This is a genomic window from Mesorhizobium sp. M7A.F.Ca.AU.002.02.1.1, from assembly GCF_003998535.1.
GTDB lineage: Bacteria > Pseudomonadota > Alphaproteobacteria > Rhizobiales > Rhizobiaceae > Mesorhizobium > Mesorhizobium ciceri.
Genome location: NZ_RZPB01000462.1, coordinates 1 through 4,998, shown reverse-complemented (window position 1 = coordinate 4,998; position 4,998 = coordinate 1). Strand labels below are relative to the sequence as shown.

The 4,998-nt window shown below is 62.7% G+C and carries 5 protein-coding genes; 1 reads left to right on the top strand and 4 read right to left on the bottom strand.

All coding sequences use genetic code 11. From position 1 onward, the window contains the following. From EN879_RS24100 to EN879_RS24085, 4 genes are all read right to left on the bottom strand, one after another. Window positions 1–494, bottom strand: a 494-nt coding sequence (locus EN879_RS24100) for a cupin domain-containing protein (RefSeq protein WP_127274289.1), incomplete at its 3' end; no start/stop codon positions are given. A gap of 179 nt (window positions 495–673) precedes the next feature. Further along, window positions 674–1,441 carry an SDR family oxidoreductase gene (locus tag EN879_RS24095; protein WP_063168520.1) on the bottom strand — a complete coding sequence of 256 codons (768 nt, stop codon included), beginning with the start codon at window positions 1,439–1,441 and terminating at the stop codon, window positions 674–676. A gap of 87 nt (window positions 1,442–1,528) precedes the next feature. Further along, window positions 1,529–2,527, bottom strand: a complete 999-nt coding sequence (locus EN879_RS24090; RefSeq protein WP_013530853.1) for an ABC transporter permease — start codon at window positions 2,525–2,527, stop codon at window positions 1,529–1,531. 42 nt (window positions 2,528–2,569) lie between these two features. Next, window positions 2,570–3,310, bottom strand: coding sequence for an ATP-binding cassette domain-containing protein (locus EN879_RS24085; protein WP_013530854.1), 741 nt, complete (start codon window positions 3,308–3,310; stop codon window positions 2,570–2,572). A gap of 465 nt (window positions 3,311–3,775) precedes the next feature. Here EN879_RS24085 and EN879_RS24080 point away from each other — a divergent pair, with 465 nt between their 5' ends. Then, complete coding sequence (locus EN879_RS24080) at window positions 3,776–4,765, top strand: sugar-binding protein (protein WP_013530855.1); 990 nt, start codon at window positions 3,776–3,778, stop codon at window positions 4,763–4,765. Window positions 4,766–4,998 lie beyond the last annotated feature (233 nt).

The window sequence follows — 4,998 nt, the reverse complement described above, 5'->3', positions numbered from 1 at the left end:
GTGTTGATGCGGACACGGGCCTCCTGCGGCGCCGAGGCGTCGGCGGCGTCGAGCACGCTATCGATGAAACGCTCGATCTCGTAGTTGGCGATATCGTCGACGCTCTCATTGTCGCTGAGGTGGTCGAGCAGATTGGCGGCGGCCTGATGCAGCCACGGTTCCAGCGTGATCGCGGCTTGTGAAAACAGCGGCGCCGACGAAGGCAGGTCGCGGCGGCGCCGCGCCCAGTCGGGATCGATGTAGAAGGCGAGAAACAGACCGGGCGTCCCGTTTTGCGACAGAACATGGCTGTGCGGCTGGAAGGAGTTGATGCCGGCGGCCGTTCCAGGCCCAAGCCGGACGGTCTCGCGGCCGATGGTCATTTCGCCGGCCGTACCTTCCAGCCAGATGATGAGATGGGCCTCGACATGGGCATGGGTGACGAAGTCGCTTGCGACATTCAGGATAGAAACATGTCCGAACCGGCCCCAGTAGAGCCTGATCGCTTCCGTCATGGGTATATCCTCCCGCAGGCGACTGGCCTCCCTTCGCCTGCAGTGGGGATTGTGCGGCCGAGTTCGGGGCCGCGTCAAGACGCGCGCGGGCGGCGAGGGCGAATGACGGCCAGTGAGGCCGGATTTTCAGACTGAGCGATACGCACTGGAACGAATGGCGGTCGGGAGAATTGCCAACCTCAAACCGAAGCCGTCATGCCGCCATCGACATACAGCGTATGGCCGTTGACGAAGGACGAGGCATCTGACGCCAGAAACACGGCGGCGCCGATCAACTCGTCGACATTGCCCCAGCGCCCGGCCGGCGTGCGCTTTTCCAGCCAGGCGGAAAATTCGGGATTGTCGACCAGCGCCTGGTTCATCTCGGTGCGGAAATAGCCGGGCGCGATCGCATTGATCTGCAGGCCGTGTTTGGCCCAATCGGCGCACATGCCCCTTGTCAGGTTGCGGATCGCGCCCTTGGTGGCGGTGTAGGGCGCGATGTTCGGCCTTGCCAGTTCGCTCTGCACCGAACCGACGTTGATGATCTTGCCCTTGCCGCGCGGGATCATGTGGCGGGCGACCGCCTTGGCTGCATGGAAGGCGCCCGACACATTGGTCTTGAACAGGCGCTCCCATTGCTCCTCGGGAAAGTCCTCGAGCGGGGCGCGGAATTGTATGCCGGCATTGTTGATGAGGATGTCGATGGCGCCGATCTCGGCCTCGATGCGGGCAATGTCCTCATTGACCGCCTGAAAATCGGTGACGTCGAATACCGAGGCGTGCGCCTTGAAGCCGGCGTTGCGCAGCTTTTCGACGGCGCTGTCGATCCTGGCGGCGTCGCGGCCGTTCAGCACCACGCTTGCCCCATGTTCGGCCAGGCCCCGAGCCAGCGCGAAGCCGATGCCCTGGCCGGAGCCGGTCACCAGCGCCAGCCGGCCCTCGAGGCTGAACAGGGAGTTGGCCATCAAACCGTCTTTTGTTTGACCATGATCTCCGGACAAACGGTTCCGTTTGTCCGAGAAAACCGGTTTCCACTTTTCGGGATCATGGTTCTAGTCGCTGCGGCGGAAATTGCGGATGCGGTCGAACAGCACCGCCAGCAGGATGGCGCCGCCGATGAAGACGCCTTGCCAGAAGGCATTGATGCCGAGCAGGCCGAGACTGTTGCGGATCACCTCGATCAGGGCCGCGCCGACGATGGCGCCGAAGGCGGTGCCGACGCCGCCGGCCAGATTGGCGCCGCCGATGACGGTGGCGGCGATTACCTGCAGCTCCATGCCGGTGCCGAGATTGGTGGTGACGGCACCCAGCCAGCCGGTCTGGATGATGCCCGCAATGCCCGCCGACAGCGCCGAGATCATGTAGACGGCAACCTTGATCTGGCGCACCGGAACGCCGGTCAGCGTTGCCGCGTGCTCATTGCCGCCGATGGCGAAGATATGGCGGCCGAACTTGGTCCAGCGCAGGATGAAGCCGGTGATCAGCGCCAGAAGGATCATGTAAAGCACCGGGTTGGCGATGCCGAACACCCAGGCGCCGCCGCCCAATGACAGAAGCTTGGCATGGTCCGGCCCGAACTGGAAGACCACCGTGTTGTTGGAGGCGACCATGGCGAGGCTTCGGGCGATCGACAGCATGCCGAGCGTCACCACGAAGGGTGGAAAGCCGAGATAGGCGATCAGCACGCCGTTGAAGGCGCCAATGGCGAGCGCGGTGGCAATCGAGGCCAGGATGCCGACCTCGATCGAGTAGCCGGCATGCATGGTGACGGCCAGCACCATCGACGACAGGCATAGCACCGAGCCGACCGACAGGTCGATGCCGCCGGTGATGATGACGAAGGTCATGCCGAGCGCGATGATGGCGACGAAGGTGATGTTGCGGGTGATGTTGTAGAGGTTCTTCGAGGTGGCGAAAGCGTCGGTGGCAAACGACAGGAACACGCAGGCAAGGATGACCGCGATCACCACCCAGAAAGTCTGGCTGGCAAACAGTCTCGCGGCCAAGGATTGCTGCTTATGCTCGATCGGCTGGTCAATTGTCAGTGCCATCGTCGACCTTCATCTGCTGTGCGTGGTGGAATTCGCTTGAAATCAAACCTGTTCGATAGCGCCGGTGATCAGCCCGGTGACTTCCTCGGGCGAGCTCGACGCAATCGTCTTGTCGGCGACCTTGCGCCCGCGCCGCATGACGATGACGCGGTCGGCGACGGTGAACACGTCAGGCATGCGGTGGCTGATCAGAACGACGGCGATGCCCTGATCGCGCAAATGGCGGATAAGGTTCAGCACTTCGGCGACCTGGCGCACCGAGATCGCCGCCGTCGGTTCGTCCATCAGCACGATCTTGGCCTGCGACAGCATGGTGCGGGCAATCGCCACCGCCTGGCGCTGGCCGCCCGACATCTGCTTGACGAGGTCGCGCGGACGGGTCTCGGACTTCAATTCGGCGAAGAGCTGGCCGGCACGCTTGTACATCGAGGCATAGTCGAGGATCCGGAACGGCCCGACGCCGCGCCGCAACTCACGGCCGAGATAGACATTGGCGGCGGCAGTCAGATTGTTGCAGAGCGCAAGGTCCTGGTGGACGATCTCGATGCCGTGCTGGCGGGCTTCCGCCGGCTTGTGCAGGATCAATTCCTTGCCGTCCATGTGCATGGTGCCATGGCTCGGGCGGAAATTGCCAGCGATCATCTTGACCAGCGTCGACTTGCCGGCGCCGTTGTCGCCCATCAGGCCGACCACCTGTCCGGGCTCGATCGACAGCGAAACGTCGTTGACGGCCTGGATGGCGCCGAAATGCCTTGAGATGTTGGTGAGTTCGAGAACCGCCACCAGCCTTTGCCTCCCCGTGCTTTGCGACCTGCAGCTGTTACCGGCGTGGATGCCGACGCTGCTTTGGCCTCGCTCTCCCCGGCTCCTCCCGAAGACGGCGTTAGCGTTCTTTTACGCAAAAGCCGGCGCACGTCAATCAATTGTCGGACGAATTGGGCCAGGACTATTTTAAAAATCCGTTTTGTAGGACAAATAGCATTGACGTTGGCGCCAAGCCGATATTAGCTAAGCGTCGGAGGAGATTATGCCGATCCCCGCTGGCGGTCGCCGGCCGGAATTGGCGGAGGTTTGACGGTCCAGGATCCGGCGGCACCTGTGTGTGAGCTGATCTGAAGCCGAATCTGGAAATGCTTATCGATCTGTCCTGGCGACACGAGCGCTCGCGAAACGACCCTCGGTCATCACGCATCCGGTCGATCTGTATGGCGGGCACGCCGTGTCCGTTTGTTTCAAGGGAGGACTGACATGAGGAAAACACTTTTGCTCGCCGCCGTCGCCGCCATGGCGTTGGGTGCCGGGCCGGCTTTGGCCAAGAAACAGCTCGTCATTGTCGTGAAAGGTCTCGACAATCCGTTCTTCGAGGCCATCCACCAGGGCTGCGAGAAATGGAACAAGGAAAACGCCAGCTCGGAATATGAATGCTTCTACACCGGTCCGGCGTCGACTTCGGACGAGGCCGGCGAGGCGCAGATCGTCCAGGACATGCTGAGCAAGGCCGACACGGTGGCGATGGCGATCTCGCCGTCCAACGCGCCGCTGATCGCGCAGACGATCAAGAGTGCCAATCCGTCGATCCCGATCATGACGGTCGATGCCGATCTCAGCAAGGAAGACGCAGGTCTTCGCAAGACCTATCTCGGTACCGACAATTACCTGATGGGCAAGAAGATCGGCGAGTACATCAAGAAGGGCAAGCCGAATGGTGGCACGATCTGCACCATCGAAGGCAACCCGGCAGCCGACAACATCCTGCGCCGTGCGCAAGGCATGCGTGACGCACTGTCGGGCAAGGAGGGCCTCGCCGCACTTGCCGGTGAAGGTGGCTGGACCGAAGTCGCCGGCTGCCCGGTGTTCACCAACGACGATGGCGCCAAGGGCGTGCAGGCGATGACCGACATCCTCGCCGCCAACCCCAAGCTGGACGCCTTCGGCATCATGGGCGGTTGGCCGCTGTTCGGCGCGCCGCAGCCCTATCGCGATCTGTTCGGACCGCTCAAGGACCGGATCGCCAGCAACGACTTCGTCATCGGCGCTGCCGACACGATCGGCGACGAGATTGCGATCGCTCGTGACGGCCTTGTAACGGCTCTGGTCGGCCAGCGGCCGTTCGAAATGGGCTACAAGGCACCGTCGGTGATGATCGACCTGATCGAAGGCAAGGCGGTCGCCGATCCGGTGTTCACCGGCCTCGACGAGTGCACCAAGGATACGGTCGACACCTGCATCCAGAAGTAGGTTCTCGATTTCGGGGCGCCCGGCTGCGGGCGCCCCGTCATTCCTGGACGGAAGCGATAATTCCCGAACGGACGCAATGGTTGGGGCAACCGGCTCCGGCTTTGCTGCGCCCGTGATCTGGATTTTTCGGCAACGAGATCGGCGCCCGTGCGGTTCGGACCAGTCCGGACGACAGACGGTCGACGCATTGGAACGGGGATGCCGGACGAGAAGTCGAGCAAGCGAACCGACCG